We start from the raw sequence: 19,574 nt of genomic DNA on the forward strand, positions 1-19,574 counted from the left end.
TCTAGTTTGTTTCTCCTTCTTCAAAGAAAAGACCTATTTTTGGATTAAATTGTAATGATAAATCACCAATGGCACCGTTTCTATGCTTTGCAATAATTAATTTTGTTTCTTGAATGTCATAAGGGGAAATTTCCTTTTTATAGTAATTTTCCCTGTATAAAAACGCAACTATATCAGCATCTTGCTCAATTGCTCCAGATTCCCTTAAATCTGAAATTATAGGTCTTTTATCTTCTCTTTTTTCTACGTCCCTGGATAATTGAGATAAAGCAATAACGGGGCAATTAATTTCTCTTGCTAGTTGTTTTAAACTTCTAGAAATTTTAGAAACTTCTAATTGTCTATTATTAGAACCACCAAGATCTATTAATTGTAAATAATCCACCACTATTAAGTCTATTTTTTTCATTTTATTTAATAATTTTTTTGTTTTTCAAATCATTTCATGGAGTTTAACTCCTGCTGAATCATCAATAAATAAGTTATAATGGCTGATTTTTTCATTCAAAGTTGTGGAAATTTTAATTCAATCTACATTAGTTAAAAATTGTGGATTTTTTAAATAATCTCCAGGAACTCCTGACTCAGATGCTAATATTCTAGTTACTAATTGAGTACTTGGCATTTCTAAAGAAAAGAAAACAACAACATTATTGTTTTGCTCAACAATGTTTTTTGTTAAATTTAACGCAAATGCGGTTTTTCCCATCGCTGGTCTTGCTGCTAAAATAATTAAGTCACCTTTTTGAAAACCTGAAGTAATTTTATCTAAATTACTAAATCCTGTACTAATTCCTTTTAAACTAGTACTATCTTTTCTAGAAAGCAAGTCTTTTAAGATGTTTGCAGCAACATCTCTCATATTTTGAAAATCACTATTTTGAACATTTCTAGTGATTTGAACCATCTTGGATTCAAATTCATTTAAAATATCATCTGCAGTTTTATTTGCTTCTGATAATTGTTGAAAACTTTGTTTTAAAACAATAGATGCTTGTCTTAATGTTGCTTTTTCAACAAGATCATTCATTACTTCTTTAACTGTAGAAAAAACGGGAATTTCGCTTGTATATTCTGCTATTTCAGCTGCTCCACCAAATTCTTCTAGTTTTTTCATTTCATCCAGTTCTTTAATAACTGAAACATAATTTATTTTTTTAGAAGCAAAATATAAATTATTTAATGCTTCAAAAAGAATTTGATTTTTGAAATCGTAAAAATCTTCCTTTTGTAAAAAAGGAATAATTTTTGCTTGATCTTCCTCTGATGATAAAGCATAAGAAAGGATCGACTTCTCTACTTCCTTAGGTAAAAATAAACTTTTACTCATCTTTTTCAACCTTAACTCTTAAATGAGCTATTACTTTTTTGTGTAGTTTAACATTCAATACAGTTAATCCCATACTTACAATATGAACATGCTCTTCTAAAGAATGTTTAGGTAATTTAATGTCCATATCTTCAAGAGCTTTAATAATTTTTTTAGCTGTTATTGAACCATGAACTACATTATTTGTTTCTTTTAATTTGAAGGTTAAAATTATAGCTTGAATTTGATCTCTTAATAATTCAGCTTCTTGAATTTTTTTCTCTTCTTCTTGTTCTAAAATTTCTATTTTTTTATTTAAATATAAAGATGTTTTTTTGTTTACAGGAATAGCTAAACCATTTTTGATTAAAAAGTTTTTTGCATATCCATCGGATACATCTATTACTTCATTAACTTTTCCGTCTTTACAATCTTTAATTATTATTACTTTCATTTTTCACACTCACTATCGCTTGTCTTATATTGTCTACAAATTCTTCTAATGTTTCTGTTGTGCTTTCTGCAGCAGCAGCAGAGAAGTGACCACCACCACCAACTGTTTCTGCAATAATTTGCACATTAGTATTGTTTATACCTCTTGCAGACATTTTAAATCTATCTTTTCCTACTACTTTAGCAACAACAAAAGTTGCTTTTCTTCCTTGGATATTTAACATAAAATCAGCCGCCATAGACACAACATCTAAATCAATTTCTTCTGCTGTATAAGCAAGTAAAAATCCTGGCTTGACTTCTTCTACATTTCTAGTTATCTTATTAATTATATTAAAAATTTCTTCACTTATCTTTAAAGTTTCAATAGATTTAGCACTTTGAGCCCCTCATCTAGTTAAAATTGAAGCTGCATTAAATGTTTTCATAGTTGTTGATTTTTTAAATTGATTAGTATCCATATAAATACCATTTAAAAGCATTTGGGCACTAAAAGGTGAAATTATTCTGTTTTCACCATCTGAATTAAGTGCTATAACCTCTGTTACTATCTCAGATGAAGAAGAAGCAGTGGTTTCAATATAATCATTTCCTTTAGAAAGAAATTCAGGTTTTCCTGAAACCACTCTATGATGGTCAAAAATAAATATTTTTTTTGGATCAGCAGTATTAAAAGCATTTGGATTTTCAATTCTTGTTGCTTCTGCTGTATCTACAATTATTATCATTGTGTTTTTGTTTGTATATTTAGATGCTGTTGAAGGTTTTATGAATATTTTTTTATCTATATATTGAGAATTGGTTTCTAAAAAATGTGTTGTTGTAGAATCAAAAGTTACATTTTGAATATACATTTTCTTTTCTAAATTAAACTTGGTTTTAGCATAATTAATTAAAAATTGACCAAGTCCAAAAGCAGAACCCACAGCGTCTAAATCTGCATATTTATGCCCATATAAAATGATATTTTCTACTTCTGGATTTTCTAAAACTGCAAGCATTTTTTTGGATACAAAGTTTAGTTCGCTTCTACTTGAATTGGAGCTTATTTCACTATTTGAACCATAAACAACAGGTCTAGAACCATATTTAATAGTTGTAATTTGATTCCCACCTCTAGTTTTTGAATAAATTATTGCATCTTTTGCAATTTGATTTAATTTAGAAATTTCATTTGTTCCATGAACAAAACCAACCGATAAAGTTACTTCTTGTTTTGCTTCATAACTAGAATTATTTAAATTAACAACCATTTCATTAAACATAGAAAAGTTTTTTGCTTTTAATTTTGCGAATGTTTCATAACTAGTTACAACTCAAAATTTTCCTTCAATATATTGACGATAAGAGAAATTATAATTTTTAGATAACTCATCAAGTAAATTAATAACAGATGTTTTTACCTTGAAAAAATCTTCTTCTCCTAATGTAGAAAGTAATAATTGAAAATTATCTATTTCAATTTCTCCAATTACAACTTTATCTTTCTTGTAACTTTCAGAAAGGTTGTGATATAAAGTTATATCTCTAATAGAAATAGCATTTTTATCTCTATATTTTTTAATCGTATAAGCATAACCATCTTCAGAGAAAGTAGAACCATCTCCTACTAAATTTTCTTCATTTGCTTTAACTTTATTTTTCAGAACATCATCAATATTTTTTCCTATTCATTTTTTAGAAAACCTTTTTTCTATAAATGAAGAAACTCAAATAATTTTTCCATTTGTTGTATGTAAAACTAAACCTAAATTATTTTCTTCAACAACATCATTAATATATTCATATAAAGAAGATTGAATTTTGGAACTTTTATGCAGAAATACTCATAAAAGTCAACATAAACTTATAGTTGCAACAATTAATCAAAATACAAAAAAACCAAATAAAAGAAATTTGGAAATTAAATCTATTTGATATAAAACAATAAAAATAACTGCAAATAATATCAAATAAAAAACGTTGATTGAAAAGTATATTAAAATCTTTGCTTTTTTACTCATATTATTAAATTATAAAACAAACTATTATTTTAAAAAACATAATTTATATTTTCTTTTTGAAAAACTTTTTTATTTTACTTTATAATTAATAAAATATTTTTGAAAGGTTCTTTATTATGAATAAAAAAACTAAATTTTTGCTTTCTTTTTCTTCTGTTTTATTAGTAAGTACATCTCTTGTTTCTTGTTCTTTTCCTTTTGTTAAAAAAGAAGAAAAAGAAACAATTGAAAAGAAAAAGCAAGAAATTAATGTAGAAAATCCAAACTTCTCACTTGAAGTCAATTCTTCTGTTTTAGACAATGCAAAACTAGAAGAAATTAAACAAATATACAAGAAAAATACAGAAAATAGTGATTCTGTGACTGATTTTATTAAAAAAAGAAGTTTTCAAATTGAATATGTAAAAACCTTTGTAGAACTTTATTCTGATGATTCTAGAAGAAAATTTGTAATTTCAAATTTAGAAACAGAATTTGCTACCGGATGAGTTTTAGATAAAGATCCAACAGATGAAAGAGTTTATTATATTGCTACAAATATTCATGCAGCAGCTTTCATAAATAAACCAATAATAAAAACTAATTCTGTAAAGCTTTTAAATAATAAAAATGATAATTACTTTTATCAAAATATTTCAGAAGAAGAATTAGATAATTTCAATTCTCAAGGAATTTTCAAACCAAATTACAATGGAGAAATGCCAGAAAATTATTTTAGTTCACATGATATAAGAACTTTATCACTAATTGGTTTAGAAAATTATCCAGAATACAAAAATGATCCTTATGTTATAAATGACGCAGGTAAAAGAACAAAAGAAATCACTGAAAATAGACAAAATGATTTTTATAATTATAAAGATGCTACTTTCAATGAAAATTTTGACGTTTTTAAAGATAAAACCAATATATTTGAATCATTTGAAGTTATTAAACCGCTTAGTTATCAAAGTACTTTTTATAATTATTTTGATCTAAAAAATGGTAAACCTTCAGAAAAAGAATATCTTTCAGGATCAGATTTTGCAGTTATTAAAATAAAACTAAAAGATAATGTGGAAAAACCCGCTTTTTTAAAAGAATATGATAAGTCTCCAACACTAATAAATACTGTAAATACAACTTTAGAAAAAATTGAAGGTGAAAAAGTTTTTTCCTTTGGTTTTCCTGTAAAAATAGATGATTTAGAAAACAATAAGAGTACAAGAGTTACTGAAAAAGTTGATGGATTTAAATTAACCAAAAGCTTTTATAAAAATGGTATTAGCATAATCAATAATATGCCAGTAATCAACCAAGGATTTCAAGACAATGAAAAACTTACAAATAAACCTTTTGATATAGAGAATTCAATTGATAAGGATTCTCCATCTATTGAAACAATATATTTAGCTAATCAAGATTTAGATAACTATGTTAAAGTACCAAAGTCTAATTTGTTTTTTAAAGGAGCATCCGGAGCTGGTGTTTTTAATCAAAATAAACAAGCAGTGGGAATTTTCTTTTCATCTAATGCAGGTTTAAAACACGATGATGAAAATTTTAATACTTTAAATATTCACAGATTACTAGAAAAAGAACAAGATAAAAGCCCTTTGATTTTTTATTTAAAAAATGTAGATCAAAATCACTCTTGACTAAAACAACATTTCAATGAAATTGTTGCTTTTAATAATTCTTTGATAAAAAAATAAAGTAAGTTTTTTGAAATAAAAAATATTATTTTCCAAAAAATAAAAATAATGTAAAATATTATAGTTAAAAATACAAAAAATTATTGTATAATTAAGAAACAAAACATTAAGGAGATAGAATGGCAAATATTAAATCAAAAATAACAAGAATCAAAACAAATGAAAAATCTAGAATAAGAAATAATGCTATTAAATCAAGAGTTCGTGGAGCTATTAAAAAAGCTAAACTAGCTGCAGTGCAAAATGCTACTAATGTAAATGAATTAGTTGCTAAAGCACATAAAGAAATTAATACTGCTGTTTCTAAAGGTGTTTTACACAAAAACAATGGTTCTAGAAAAACTTCAAGACTTGATGCTTTTGTTTCCAAACATTTAAGTGCAAATGTTGCTTAATTAAGATAATTAAAAACTCCAAAAGGAGTTTTTTTATTTATCTATTTTGCTTTGAATATACTTTAAATATTTTTTATTAAAAATATAGGTTTCCTTATAATACAAATTAATTAAAAATTTTAATTCTTCAAAAACAACATCAATAGTTTTTTGAGAATATTTCATTTTCTTTGCGTTTGATAAAAACTCTATTTTATCTATTATGTTTAAATCTTTATTAGGATAAACCTTAATATCTAAATCAAAATCAATGAATTTTACAGTGTGTTCTTCTACAAAAAAAGGAGATGCTAAATTTATATAGATATAAAATTTTTTGTTAACAATAGTTACTAAAGCATTAAAAAAATGTTTTTTATGAAAAAATCACAGTGTGTCTTCTCTAATAGATCATTTTTGAAAGTTTTTTTCCATAACTTTTGTTTTATTATTCATATAAAGTACAACATGATTTTCAGTTTCTTGTAATATTTTTCCACCACTTCACTGTCTATATAATTTTCCATTATATTTATATGCTTGTATATTAACAAAATTTTTATATTGCATTTTACTCCTTGATAATTTTATTGTTTCTTATTGTTAAAGATTCACTATTAGTTAAAAAACTTCTACTTGAACTTGGACCATAATTAGAATTACTTGAAAAATTATTTAAATTATGTAGTTCTTTTTCTTCTATTTTACCATTATTATTTAAGTCTTTTCACAACATAGGTTTAAAATCCATATTCATCTCTTCCATATTTAAATAACTATTTGTATAGTAACTTAAATATTTTTCTTCTGGAAAAAGACTATAATCTTGATCATTTTTATTTAATTTAGCTTTTAAATTATTACTTTCATTATAAACTAAATTTAATTTTTTAAAGGAATTTTCCTTATTTTTGAAAATTAAGCCATCATATTTTTCTTTTGTATAACCACTAAAAAATAATTTATTATTATCTATATTTCCTTCTAATTTATCATTAATATATGTTCTATTATTTAAATTATAAATCCCACTGATATTCAATTTATAATTCATTATTTCTAAAAAATGAATAAATAAATCTTTAATTTTATTGTCCAATTTAATTACTGAATCATTTTTTGTAATATAACCACCAAAAGCAGAATCATTAATAATAAAATTATCTTCTAAATGTGTTAAACCATCTTCTCTAGTTAAAGTTGTTGTTCATAAAGAGTCATTTAAATAAAAATTTTTATCATTATTTAAATTATTTCTTTTTTCTATATAAAAATGTTTATATGCTTCGTTTGCAAAAAACTCTTCAAAGGAAAAATAATAACTTAAAGGAATAAAATTATTTAAGTTTTTAAATTTTTCATTCATAATTTGCAAATTTTTATTTTCAAAATTTATTTCATTTAACTTATTTGTTAATGATTTTTCCAAAATTTCTTTTATTGTAACATCGTTAAAAATATTACTTGAATTTAATAAATTTTTATTTGGGAAATAATTTGAAAATCTGTCATCTGTTATTCTTAAATCACTTAAAAAGTTATCTATAAATTCTTTATTATAAGTTTTAGTTGATTTACTGTTTTTGATTGTATATCCTTGTTTATAATTGGAAAGATAAGTGGAATCGATATAATGAAAATATTCATGATATAAAATTTGAAACAAAACTTCTATTCTGTCATCTTCATTTTTTATGTTTTGTAAAGAATCAGAATTTAAATATATTTCTCTAGTGTTTGAAATAAAAAAACCCTGTCTTTCCTTTGTATTTGAAAATTCTTTTAAATTTTTATCAATTATTATTTTATTTAAAAAATTTATTTCTGATCCATAAAATAAATCTTTTTTAATTCTTTCATAAAACTTTTGAAGTCCATTTTTAGATAAAAAATAATCTTCTTTTTTATATTCAATCAAATCAAAATTAAAATATTTTTGCTCTATTTTTATAAATTCTTGTTCTTTATTTTTTGAATAATCACAAGAAGTAAAAACAATAGCAGGCAAACTAAAAGAAAAAAAATACAAAAATGATTTTATTTTTTTATTAAACATATTAAAGTTAATCTTTCTACTATTTTTATTAAATTATAAAACTTTCTATCTTTTTGTATTAAAAATATTTATATTTCTTTTTATTAAATAAAAATACCGGTGTAAAATCACTGGTAAATTTATACTTACTTGATATTGTTATTACTTTTCAATTAATAAGAATCATTACATAAGAAAACTTTTTACATTTTATTTTTCTTTATTTAGTTCATGAAATTCAAAAGCAAGTGGAAATTTTTCATTATTTTCTTCTTCATTATATTTTTCTTGATCATTATAATTATTTAAATTAGATAAAATTAAGTCTTTAAGATTATTTGATTTAGGTATTTTTATTTCTACTTCTTTTATATCATCAGTAAATGGACTGCTTACATCTAAAAATAGAGAAAATAATATTATTTTATTTGAGAAATAATTTTTTAATTTTTCTTTAATTGTTTCTTCTGTATCTTTATCTGTTTTTTTGATAATAGCATTTATTAAATACTCTTTTATTAAACTAAAAGGATTATTAGTTAAAATTTTTTCACTTTTAATATTTTCACGAAAAAGTGGAATAACATGTGTATCATTCATATCTTTTTTATTAAAAGTTTTCAATGCAAAAGAAGTTCTTAAATCATTCATAATGAAGTTGAATTGATCTATATTACTAATAGCTATAAATTGTCCTAAATGATTTAAATCAAAGTTAAAAATGTGTTTTTTATCTTCTTCACCAAATGGTGATAAACTAAAATAATATTTTGAATTTTCTTTTTTAAAAGGGTTTTCGAAGTAAAAAGTAGTTAAATGATTTTTATCTACTTCTCATTTTCCATCAACGCCTAAAAAATCTTTTTTATATTTTATTTCATTTCATTCTTTAAATAATTCATTAGGGTTATGATATTTATTGTGAGTTGGTTTTTCAAAAATAAATTTTGATTCATTATCTTTTTTCTGTATATTTTCTTTATTTTCATTACAAGAAATAAAAGAAAATAAAGATAAACCACCAGTTACAATAGGAATTAATAATTTAATTTTTTTCATTTTTATTTACCTTTACTATTTTCTTTATCTAATTCATGAAATTCGAAAGTTAATGGGAGATTGTTTTTTGGAATATATTGCCCATTGCTTTTATTCTTTAAGTTTAATTGAACTAAATCTTTTAAATTGTTTGTTTTAGGAAATTTTATATTTACTTGTTTAACATATTCCTTAACTCCATCTCTATCATCTATAAATAAAGAAAAGATAAGGATTTTAGTTTCAAAATATTTTTTTAATTTATTTTTTATGTTTTCTTCTGATTCGCCATCATTTATCTTGATTATTTTATTTAGCAATCTTTCTTTCATTAAATAAAAAGGATTGTTAGTTTTTATATTTTTATCCAAATTTTCATCATAAAAAATAAGAGCTATATTAGCTGGTGCTGTTGTTGTTTTAAGAAAAAAAGAAGTTCTTAAATCATTCATAAAGAAGTTGAATTGATCTATATTACTAATAGCTATAAATTGTCCTAAATGATTTAAATCAAAGTTAAAAATTTCTTTTTTATCTTCTTTAACAAAAGGAGATAAATTAAAATTTTGCTTTTCATTTTGTTGTGTATAAGGATTTGCAAAATAAAAAGTATCAATATGATTGTTATGTACTTCTCAAACATTATCTTTTTCTAAAAAATCTTTTTTGTATTTTACTTGATTTCATTCTTTAAATAATTCATCAGGATTATGATATTTATTGTGAGCAGGTTTTTCAAAAATAAATTTTGATTCATTATCTTTTTTCTGTATATTTTCTTTATTTTCGTGACAAGAAACGAGAAAAGATGATATTGAAATTGTTGTAAGTACTGGTAATAATAATTTAATTTTTTTCATCTTTATTTTTCCTTAACTATTATCTTTTTCTAATTCATAAAAATCAAAAACAAGTGGATCATCTCAATCGCGATCATATTTATCTTGATTTTTATTAGTAGTTAAATTTGCTTCAATTAAATCTTTAAGATTATTTGTTTTAGGAAATTTTATATCAACAGTTTTTAGTTCTTCAGTAAATCTGTTTCTTGTTTCTGTAAAACAAGAAAATAATACTATCTTTTTAGAGAAATAATTTTTTAATTTTTCTTCTATTACTTTTTTATTATTTAAATCAGTTGTTTTAATCATAGATTCAACTAATGATTTTTGTATTACATAAAACGGATTATTAGTTTCAAAATTATTTAAAAAATCATAATCAAAAAATAGAAGAGAAGTATCAACTTTGTTTAAATTTTTAAAATTAAAAGCAGTACGTAAATCATTCATAAAAAATTTAAATTGATTATAGTTACTTATTGCTATAAATTGACCCAAATGGTTTAAATCAAAGTCAAAAATGTGTTTTTTGTCTTCTTGATTAAATGGAGATAAACTAAAATCATATTTGGAATTTTCTTTTTTAAAAGGATTTTGAAAGTAAAAAGTGGTTAAATAATTTTTATTTAAATCTCAAACACGATTATCGTACAAAAAATCTTTTTTGTATTTCATTTCATTTCATTCTTTAAATAATTCATCAGGATTATGATATTTATTGTGAGTTGGTTTTTCAAAAATAAATTTTGATTCATTATCTTTTTTCTGTATATTTTCTTTATTTTCGTGACAAGAAACGAGAAAAGTTGATACTGAAATTGTTGTAAGTACTGGTAATGTTAATTTAATTTTTTTCATTTTTATTCTCCTTAACTATTCTCTTTTTCTAATTCATGAAATTCAAAAGCAAGTGCATTATTATCTTTGTCTGAAATATATTTATTTTGATTTTTTTCATTAGTTAAATTTGCTTCTATTAAATCTTTAAGATTATTTGTTTTAGGAAATTTTATGTGAACATTTTTTATTACTTCAGTATAATAACTTCTTCCATCAGTAAATAAGGAAAATAACACTATCTTCTTGGAAAAATAATTTTTTAATTTTTCTTCTATTACTTTTTCATTATCTAAATCAGTTGTTTTAATCATTGATTGAATTAATGAGTTTTTTATTGCATAAAATGGATTGTTAGTTTCAAAATCGTCAACATCATAGAAGTGAATAAAATATGGAATTCAATCATTTCCATTAATTGATTTAAAATTTTTAAAATTAAAAGCAACGCGTAAATCATTCATAAAAAATTTAAATTGATTATAGTTACTTATTGCAATGAATTGACCTAAATGATTGTAATCAAAATCAAAAATATGTTTTTTATCTTCTTGACTAAAAGGGGATAAACTAAAATCATATTTGGAATTTTCTTTTTTAAAAGGATTTGCAAAGTAAAAAGTAGTTAAATGATTTTTATCCACTTTTCATTTTCCATCAACACCTAAAAAGTCTTTTTTGTATTTAACTTGATTTCATTCTTTAAATAATTCATCAGGATTATGATATTTATTGTGAGCAGGTTTTTCGAAAATAAATTTAAATTCATTATCTTTTTTCTGTATATTTTCTTTATTTTCGTGACAAGAAATAAAAGAAAATAAAGATAAACCACCAATGACAACAGGGATTAATAATTTAATTTTTTTCATTTTATTCTACTAAATGACTTATAGCAACTTCATCATCTAATTGTGAGATGGATGAATTTTGTTTATAAAGATAATATCTATATTTTCCTGATTTACTTATTTTGATATTTAAAATTTCTTTATTAGATTTAACTGATGTAGTTTCTTTAACTTTTTCTCATTCTTTTGTTTGGCTATTTCAATATTCTAAAACAATATTGAAATCTGTTACAACATTATTATTTTTAAACTCTTCTTCAAAGTAATTTTTATCTTTTTTACCAATATATATATTTTCAGGAATTTCTTTTTCAAAACCATTAAATAATCATGCTGAACTAATTTTTAGTATTGAATTATCTTTTAATTCTAATTCTTTTACAGTTTCATCCAATTTCCCTTTTTCTCTATCTCCTTTTATTGTAAATTCTCTTAAACTATCTACTGCCTCTTTTGCTTTTTTATAGTTTAAAATTCCTGCTCCAAAATCTTGATTATAACCTGTTCCATTAATTAAATTTTTACTAAATTCATTAAATAAATCAGATGAAACACCTATTAAAGAAAATATTGATACTGGTTTATTTCTAACTTTTGGAAAATTTCTATATAACTTAGAAATTACTCCTGTTACTAGTGGAGCAGCAAAACTTGTACCTTGCTCATCTTTAGAATTTTCAATAAATTTAAAATCATAATTTGTTCCTGGAGCAGCTACTGTAATATTTGGATAATCTTGTGAAAAATAGTAAGAGTTACTAGAGTTAACTGAAAAAGAAGTAGATTTTTTTGTTTCTGTGTCAAGTGCTGCAACTTTTATTGTATTTAAACCTAATTTCATTCCGTGAAAATTGTTGTTTATGTAATCATCTTTATGATTTCCTGCAGAAAATACAAAAATAATTTTATATTTTTTAGTAAATAAATCTAAAAAATATGCAATGTTATCATAAGAAGTTCTTAAAGTAATTGGGGAATATGGATTAGGAGAACCATAACCAAAACTTCCGTTTATTACTTGAATTCCTTTTGAAACTGAAGTTTTTAAGAGTTTTTCTAAATTATACATATTATTGAAAGTAAAAGTATATTTAGAACTATTAATTCTCCTGGTTGAAAGTAACAAATCATAAATTTTTGCAAAAGGATCGACTCCTTCTTTAGAAGAAATTAAACTAGCTACTTCTTCCTTATGATCCATTTGTTCTTCTATTGGAGTTTTAGTTTCAGAAACCAAATTATTAAATTTAAATAAATTATTATCTTTTCTTAAATTAATATTTTCAAGAACTCCTACTTTTGTTCTATAAACCCCTTCTGGTTCATTAGTTTTTTTATCAATTTTTACTTTTGTTTCATCATAGTCATCATTAATTAAATCTAATTGTTTTCTAAAATGTGTTTTGTAGTCTGAAGTAGATAAATAATATCAACTTTCTTCTTTCTTTTTGGGTTCTTCTTTTTTAGTTGAAGTAGAACTGGATGATGAACTTGAAGAATAGGAATTTTTGTGTTGTCTATAAGTTCAATCATTGCTACTATAAGGATTATAGTTGCTAGAGCTTGTACTTGCTTTTCCTGTATCTTGATCGTATAATAGACATTTTCCCAAATCATCTGGTTTATCAATACAATACTTAGTAATTAATCTTTCAGCTACATCTTTAAAAGATAAAGTCGCTACTATTTGTTCTTTAGAATAGTTAGCAAATTCTTTTTTATTATCTAAAAATTCTGCAAATTTATTTGCATCTTCTAAGTCTACTTCTACACTTATCATAGGAAGAATTTCAGAATAGTAAGAATATTTAACAATATTTTTATCTTTAAGTTCGCTTAAAAGTAAATCTAAAACTTTTTTATTTTCTTTTGAATATTTTTCAATTTTGAGATTATTATCTAAATTATCATCTACAAAGACATTTGTATATAATCTAAACACTTCTCTCTTTGGTAGAGATTCAACAAAATCACTTACCATTTTATCTTCTTGTGTTGGATTTTCTGAAAAACTTTCAGTTGAATAATTTTTTAATTTACTTAAAAATTCATAAATATTTAATTTTTTGTTTTCTTTATTATTTTTTTGTTGTGAATCATTAAGATTCATACTTACACCTAAAACAAATGGACTTAATAATCCAGTTATTGGCATAAGAGTAAATAAAAATTTATTTTTCTTTTTCATAATTTTCTCCTTTATTTTATTTAAAAAGGTTGCAAAAAATCCTAAACTTAATTAGGATTTTCTTTTTAGTTTATTATTTAATTAAATAGATAAATTTATTTTAAAGTCCTAAAAAAGTAAAAATGAAAATACTGGTTAATTTTAATAATTAACTTGTTTATATTACGAATGATAATATTTTTAGTTATTTTCATTTTTCCTCCTGCAACCATAATTTCATTATAATACTTTTTTGCAAAAATTTCAAAATAAAAATAAAAAAATATGCTATATTATGCTAATAATATTTTTTCTGCATTTTCTGTTAAAACTAACTTTTATTAAAAGATGTTTTTTGTTAAGAAAGAAAGTCTTTTATTTAATGATATCTTATTATTTTGGTTTTTAGAATTTTGTGTTGAAATTTATTTATTTCTTGTTTAAAAAATAAATTTTAGTATTATTTTGATATGAGATTAAGAAATATACCAAATGCAACAGAATTACTTTTAGAAAGCGAATATTTAATAACTGAATTTCCTTTTAAAGTGAATTCTAACACTGTACTTGAAATGGGTATGGGAAAAGGTGAAATGTTAGTTCAACTTGCTCAAAATAATCCTAATATTATGTATATAGGGATTGAAAAATATCCTACAGTTGCTTTAAAATCTATGAAAAAAGCAAAGAAATTAAATTTAAAAAATTTTAAAATAATTAATAAAGATATTGCAGAATTACCCAATTTATTAGAAGGAAAGGTAGATTTAATTTGACTAACTTTTTCAGATCCTTGACCTAAAAAAAGACACTATAAAAGAAGACTTACTTATAAAGATTTTTTAAATATTTATCAAAATTTATTATCTCCAAATGGTTTATTAAAATTTAAAACTGATAATGATGGTTTATTTGAATATAGTATTGAATCTATACAGGAATTTGGGGCAAATATTATAAATCTAACAAGGGATTTTCATAATAGTGACCTTTCTAAAAATAATATTATGACGGGTTATGAAAAAAAATGATCAGATAAAGGCAAAAATATAAATTATTTGGAAGTTAAATTTAATAAATAATTATGTATATAAATAATAAGAATTATCTTTTTTGAAATTATTTTACTAACTTAAAACTTTCAAAAGAAATATATTTATTTCCTTTTTTTGGTTCTTATGTTTTTATGTGATTATTTAAAAACATAGTCTTTTTGAATCTAAATGATAGTGATTTAGAAATTGATATAAAAAGAAAAATTTATTTTATTCTGTTTTTTCCTTTGTTTATAAGTTTCGTGTTTTTATTTGTATTTTTGATGTGCTCTGTATTTTTACTTCAAGAGTGAAATAATAATCCAGAAACAAGTTTCTATTTAAAATTTTTAGTTGCTACTAGCGGAATTATTATTTATATTTTACTTCATCCTTTATGAGTATTTCTTGCTTTTAAAGAATGTAAAAAATATTCTCATAAAGAGTACAATACAAAAGGAAAAATAGATTATAGTTTATTTCAAATAAAGGATCAAAAAGAGTTAATTTCCTTTGTATTTAGAAAAAACCATATAGATGATTTTTCTTGTTTAAAGCATTTTCAATTTATGATTAAAAATGAAACAAATAATAAAATAAAATTAACTGAAAAACAAAATATAAATATATCTAATAATTTAGTTGAAAATATAATTTTTAACTGATATAAAAAGCATTTTTACAAATTTAAATTAATGTTCTTACTAGTTTATATAAAAAATATAATTAAAAATCAAGAGCAAAATGATCTAAATAATAATGCTTTATATAAATACATAAATAAAGAGATTTTCTTTTTAATTGGTTTAAAATTGCTATTTTTTACAGCTTGAATTAGTTCTTTAATTTTAATTATTTTTCTATCAAATATTTTTGTCTTTTTCATTTTCTTATTCTGTTCAATACTTTCTTATTTAGTAATTTTAAAACCTTTTTTCGGTTTTATATTTAGAATAAAATTGTTGAAAAAACTTCAAGCATAAACATTTAACAAGATGTTTGTGCTTTTTTAATAAAAAAAGATAAAAATTTAAAAAAAAGTTTAAAATATATTTATTATAAGAATAGGAGAAAAATGATTAAATTTATAGAAAAATTAACAAATTCTAACTTTTCACTTGAAGCTGTATTCAAAGGTGAAAAGTTTGATTCAAATGTTATTGAAAAAAAATTCGCTTTAACTGAATTTATTACAGAGAAAAAAGCTGTAATGTTTTTAGGAGATAAATCAGAGTTTAAATTAAGTGATTTAGATACTTTATTAGATAAACTTGTTTCATTATCAAGAGTTTATGAAGTCAAACTTGAAAGTTTTGTAAATGAAGAAGTTTCATTAACAACACTAGCAACAAGATTACTAGAAAAATATGAATTTGTAAATGCAAATATTTACAACGTAAAAACAAACAAAAAAGAAGAAAAACATGATTTATATGTTTTAGTAAGTAATCTAAGTTCTTTAGATGCTGAACTTAAAAAAACAAAAGTGTTAGTTGAATCAGTAAATTTTGCAAGAAATTTACAAGCAACTCCTCCAAACATTTGTAACTCAGAATGATTAGCTGAAAAAGTTAAAGAACAAGTTTCACAATTTAAAAACTTAAAAGTAACTGTATTAAACAAAAAAGAAATTGAAAAACTTGGAATGGGACTTTTATTATCAGTAAATAAAGGTTCTATGTATGAACCAAGATTAGTTGCTATTGAATACAATGGAAATCCTGATTCAGAAGAAAAAGTTGCATTTGTTGGGAAAGGTATTACTTTTGACTCTGGTGGTTACAACATTAAAACCGGAAGAAGTATGCTTGGAATGAAATATGATATGTCAGGAGCAGCAATAGTGGCTTCTGCCTTAAATGCGATAGCACAATTAAATCCTAAAGCAAACGTTGCTGCGGTATTAGCAATTACTGACAACAGAGTAAATGGTGATGCTAATTTACCAGATGCAGTTTGAACTTCAATGAATGGAAAAACAGTTGAAATCAATAACACAGATGCAGAAGGAAGATTAGTTCTTGCTGATGGGATGACATATGCTATTAGAAATTTAAAAGCAACAGCAGTTATTACAGTAGCTACATTAACAGGTGCTATTTTAGTTGCTCTTGGACATACATTCACAGGAACATTCTCAACTTGTGATTGCTTATGAAATAAATTAGATGAAGCTGCAAAACAACAAAACGAATTAATTTGAAGAATGCCTTTACACGATGATTTTGCTAAATTTATTAAAGGTTCAACAGTAGCAGATTTAAAAAATACTGACTTAACTGGAAATGGTGGTTCTATTTCTGCTGCTATGTTCTTAAAAGAATTTGCAGAAGGAAAATATTTTGCTCATTTAGACATTGCTGGAACAGCAGAAACAGGTGAAAAACCTATGGGTGTAATGGTTAAAACATTAGTTCAATATGCATTAAACAAAAAATAATAAAGATAAATTACAAACACAAACAAACTTGTTTGTGTTTTTTTACTAAATTCTTTATTTTTCCTTTATTAATCATAAAAAATATATAAATATTCATTATAAAAATGCACCAAAAAGTTTATGTTATTTAGTGCAAAATAAAGAAATAAAGGAAAAATATGATAAGTAAACAAATAGAAGAAATAATGTATAAAAATAGGGGACAAATATTTACTGTTTCTGATTTTCTAAATTTAGCTTCTGTAAATACAATAAAATCTGCTTTGTTACGATTAAAAAACAAAGGTAAAATTCAACACTTAATGAGAGGTTTTTTTGTTTATCCAAATTATATAAGACTATTAGATGAATATTCTTTGCCTTCTCCTATAGAACTGGCAGAAAAAATTGCAAAAAAGTATGATTTTATTTTAACTCCTACAGGAAATACTGCATTGAATATGACAGGTATTTCAACTCAAGTACCAAATGTTTGTTTATTTTTAACAAATTGAAACTATAAAAAATACAAATATAAAAATTGAGATATTGTTTTCAAAAAAACAAGCAATAATTTAATTAATGGTTTTAATTTATATCAAAATTTAATTATACAAAGTATAAAAACACTAGGACCTAATATAAGTGAAGAAAATATAGAAATATTAAAAAATTTTAAAAACAAGAATAAAGTACATTTTACAGATAAAATTAAAAAATTACCAAATTGGATTTTTAATATTATTCAAAAAATTTAAGGACTACTATGAAACATTTACAACAAATTACAAAACTAATTAATAAATATAATGGATTAATTAGTGCAAAAATTTTAAAAGATAATAATATTCCTACTTGATACCTTTATTATTTGTACAAAAAAAATAAATTAGAAAAACACAAAATAAAAGGTTTTTACGTGCATTGTGATTATTTTAACTTAGACGAAGAATTTACTTTTCAATCCAAACACAAAAATGTTATTGTTAGTCATTTAAATGCTTTATATTACTGAAATTTAACAGACCATCATATTTGACTTAATCATTTTACCACTTCAAACAAAAGTATTAAATCTGAATACAAAATTTACAATGTAAATAAAAAACTCTTAAATTTAGGTGTTGTTACAATAAAAAATCAGTGAGGATTACCTATAAAAATTTACAATATGGAAAGGACTTTAATAGATATTTATAAAGATAGAAAAAATATGATTAGAGAAATATATTTAAAAGCATGAAAAACTTATCTATTAGAACCTATCCACCCTACTAATATAAAACGATTATTATATTATGCTAAAAAATTCAAAGTTCAGTATGAAATTAAAGCAATATTAAATTATTTAGGTGTTTGAGAGAAAATGAGAGAATTAGCGAATTTAAAATAAAAATAAGAAAGTAAATATGAGTAATAAATTAATAAAAAATTATAGTGATTCTGTAAAAAATAAAGTGAAACATATCAATAATAAATATAAATTACCTCCAAATACAGCATTAAACACCTTTTTTATGTTAGAGTTTTTAAAATTAGTAGCAGAATCTAAATATAATAAAGAATTTGTAGTTAAAGGAGGGATGCTATTACTAAACAAATTAGGGTTAGATAAGAGATGAACTAAAGATATTGATTTTTTAAGTTTAAATAGTGATATAAATTTAGTTGAAAGCAAAATCAAAGAAATAATAAGAACGAATTCACAAATTAAATTCTAAGTGTTACCAAAAACAGAAAATATTAGAGAACAAGAATTATATGGTGGCATTAGAACATACCTTAAAGCATCTTTAAATAAAATAGAAACATTTTTTCATATTGATATTACAATTAAAGACGTTATTTATCCTGAAATTGTTAATAATGTTTATAACACATTAGAAAAACAACCTTTTAAATTACAAGAATTTCCTTTAGAAACTGTTTTTGCTGAAAAATTACACTCTTTATATGAATTAGGAGTGAATACATCTAGGTTTAAAGATTTCTTCGATTTTAATTTTTTAATAAATAATGTAGAAATAAATAGTTTAAAGCAAGTAATTAATTTAGTTTTTAACCATCGTCAAACCATTTTTAATATAAATACTATGATTAATACAATTCTTAAAGTTAAAAATTCAAATAATATACAAAAATTATGAGATATTTATAAAATTAATATTAAAAGAGATTTAAAATTAGAAGAGATACTAAATAAATTACAAGAATTACTGCAAAGGATTTTCAATGAATAATAGTAAAGAATTAGAGTTTATAAAAAAATATAAATATTATCGTAATAAAAAACAATTAGATAGTAGTGAATTTAGTAATTATTTATATGAGTTTTTTAAAAATAATACTTTAGATTTGTTTGAATTAGAAATTATATTAAAAAATCAAGTAAAAATATTTTTAGAAATACAAGATTTATGTGGATTCACATCAATTAGAATATAAATAAATTTTTATTCAGGTGGTAGTGTAAGATATTTTGTGTAAATTTCTCTTGCTTACTTTTTAGTAAGAGATT

At 22.5% G+C, this 19,574-nt stretch carries 20 protein-coding genes; 10 read left to right on the forward strand and 10 right to left on the reverse strand.

Features of this window, described 5'->3' with window-relative positions; all coding sequences use genetic code 4:
* Position 1 precedes the first annotated feature (1 nt).
* From dnaB to ACXX86_RS00645, 3 genes are read right to left on the reverse strand one after another with little or no spacing between them, the layout of a single operon-like run.
* Positions 2-1,330 carry a replicative DNA helicase gene (gene dnaB, locus ACXX86_RS00635; RefSeq protein WP_436358864.1) on the reverse strand — a complete coding sequence of 443 codons (1,329 nt, stop codon included), beginning with the start codon at positions 1,328-1,330 and terminating at the stop codon, positions 2-4.
* Positions 1,323-1,763 carry a 50S ribosomal protein L9 gene (gene rplI, locus ACXX86_RS00640; protein WP_436358863.1) on the reverse strand — a complete coding sequence of 147 codons (441 nt, stop codon included), beginning with the start codon at positions 1,761-1,763 and terminating at the stop codon, positions 1,323-1,325. The genes dnaB and rplI overlap by 8 nt, the downstream gene beginning before the upstream one ends.
* Positions 1,744-3,765, reverse strand: a complete 2,022-nt coding sequence (locus ACXX86_RS00645) for a GGDEF domain-containing protein (RefSeq protein WP_458560945.1) — start codon at positions 3,763-3,765, stop codon at positions 1,744-1,746. The genes rplI and ACXX86_RS00645 overlap by 20 nt, the downstream gene beginning before the upstream one ends.
* Positions 3,766-3,881: 116 nt before the next feature.
* Between ACXX86_RS00645 and ACXX86_RS00650 the strand changes: the two genes are divergently transcribed.
* Together ACXX86_RS00650 and rpsT are read left to right on the forward strand one after the other, a co-directional pair.
* Positions 3,882-5,459 (forward strand): DUF31 family putative serine protease, encoded by a 1,578-nt coding sequence (locus ACXX86_RS00650; protein WP_436358861.1) that lies wholly within the window; start codon positions 3,882-3,884, stop codon positions 5,457-5,459.
* 119 nt (positions 5,460-5,578) lie between these two features.
* Positions 5,579-5,854, forward strand: a complete 276-nt coding sequence (rpsT, locus tag ACXX86_RS00655) for a 30S ribosomal protein S20 (protein ID WP_436358860.1) — start codon at positions 5,579-5,581, stop codon at positions 5,852-5,854.
* A gap of 33 nt (positions 5,855-5,887) precedes the next feature.
* Here the strand turns inward: rpsT and ACXX86_RS00660 are convergent, their stop codons facing one another.
* The 7 genes from ACXX86_RS00660 to ACXX86_RS00690 form a co-directional block, all read right to left on the reverse strand.
* Complete coding sequence (locus ACXX86_RS00660; protein WP_436358859.1) at positions 5,888-6,403, reverse strand: DUF402 domain-containing protein; 516 nt, start codon at positions 6,401-6,403, stop codon at positions 5,888-5,890.
* Between the two features lies 1 nt (position 6,404).
* On the reverse strand, positions 6,405-7,889 hold the full coding sequence (locus tag ACXX86_RS00665; RefSeq protein WP_458560946.1) for an MYPU_1760 family metalloprotease: 1,485 nt from the start codon (positions 7,887-7,889) through the stop codon (positions 6,405-6,407).
* Positions 7,890-8,078: 189 nt separating this feature from the next.
* Entirely contained in the window at positions 8,079-8,927 is an 849-nt protein-coding gene (locus ACXX86_RS00670) for a hypothetical protein (RefSeq protein WP_458560539.1), read from the reverse strand.
* 2 nt (positions 8,928-8,929) lie between these two features.
* Entirely contained in the window at positions 8,930-9,766 is an 837-nt protein-coding gene (locus tag ACXX86_RS00675; RefSeq protein WP_436358856.1) for a hypothetical protein, read from the reverse strand.
* A 12-nt stretch (positions 9,767-9,778) separates the two neighbouring features.
* Complete coding sequence (locus ACXX86_RS00680; protein ID WP_458560947.1) at positions 9,779-10,606, reverse strand: hypothetical protein; 828 nt, start codon at positions 10,604-10,606, stop codon at positions 9,779-9,781.
* Positions 10,607-10,617: 11 nt separating this feature from the next.
* Entirely contained in the window at positions 10,618-11,457 is an 840-nt protein-coding gene (locus ACXX86_RS00685; RefSeq protein ID WP_458560948.1) for a hypothetical protein, read from the reverse strand.
* A 1-nt stretch (position 11,458) separates the two neighbouring features.
* Positions 11,459-13,624, reverse strand: coding sequence for a S8 family serine peptidase (locus tag ACXX86_RS00690; RefSeq protein WP_458560537.1), 2,166 nt, complete (start codon positions 13,622-13,624; stop codon positions 11,459-11,461).
* Positions 13,625-14,073: 449 nt separating this feature from the next.
* On the opposite strand from ACXX86_RS00690, the gene trmB reads away from it, so the two are divergent.
* From trmB to ACXX86_RS00730, 8 genes are all read left to right on the forward strand, one after another.
* On the forward strand, positions 14,074-14,685 hold the full coding sequence (gene trmB / locus ACXX86_RS00695; RefSeq protein ID WP_436358852.1) for a tRNA (guanosine(46)-N7)-methyltransferase TrmB: 612 nt from the start codon (positions 14,074-14,076) through the stop codon (positions 14,683-14,685).
* Between the two features lie 2 nt (positions 14,686-14,687).
* Entirely contained in the window at positions 14,688-15,620 is a 933-nt protein-coding gene (locus ACXX86_RS00700; RefSeq protein WP_458560949.1) for a hypothetical protein, read from the forward strand.
* A 92-nt stretch (positions 15,621-15,712) separates the two neighbouring features.
* Positions 15,713-17,077, forward strand: a complete 1,365-nt coding sequence (locus ACXX86_RS00705) for a M17 family metallopeptidase (protein ID WP_458560366.1) — start codon at positions 15,713-15,715, stop codon at positions 17,075-17,077.
* Between the two features lie 158 nt (positions 17,078-17,235).
* Entirely contained in the window at positions 17,236-17,814 is a 579-nt protein-coding gene (locus ACXX86_RS00710) for a DUF6088 family protein (protein WP_458560367.1), read from the forward strand.
* A gap of 8 nt (positions 17,815-17,822) precedes the next feature.
* A complete protein-coding gene (locus tag ACXX86_RS00715) occupies positions 17,823-18,449 on the forward strand; it encodes a type IV toxin-antitoxin system AbiEi family antitoxin domain-containing protein (RefSeq protein WP_458559648.1) in 627 nt (208 codons plus the stop codon).
* A 16-nt stretch (positions 18,450-18,465) separates the two neighbouring features.
* A complete protein-coding gene (locus ACXX86_RS00720; RefSeq protein WP_458560950.1) occupies positions 18,466-18,777 on the forward strand; it encodes a nucleotidyl transferase AbiEii/AbiGii toxin family protein in 312 nt (103 codons plus the stop codon).
* Entirely contained in the window at positions 18,778-19,296 is a 519-nt protein-coding gene (locus ACXX86_RS00725; protein ID WP_458560951.1) for a nucleotidyl transferase AbiEii/AbiGii toxin family protein, read from the forward strand.
* Entirely contained in the window at positions 19,289-19,501 is a 213-nt protein-coding gene (locus tag ACXX86_RS00730; protein ID WP_458557379.1) for a hypothetical protein, read from the forward strand. Before ACXX86_RS00725 ends, ACXX86_RS00730 begins: the two co-directional genes overlap by 8 nt.
* Positions 19,502-19,574 lie beyond the last annotated feature (73 nt).

The organism is Mycoplasma sp. CB776 (assembly GCF_054343395.1).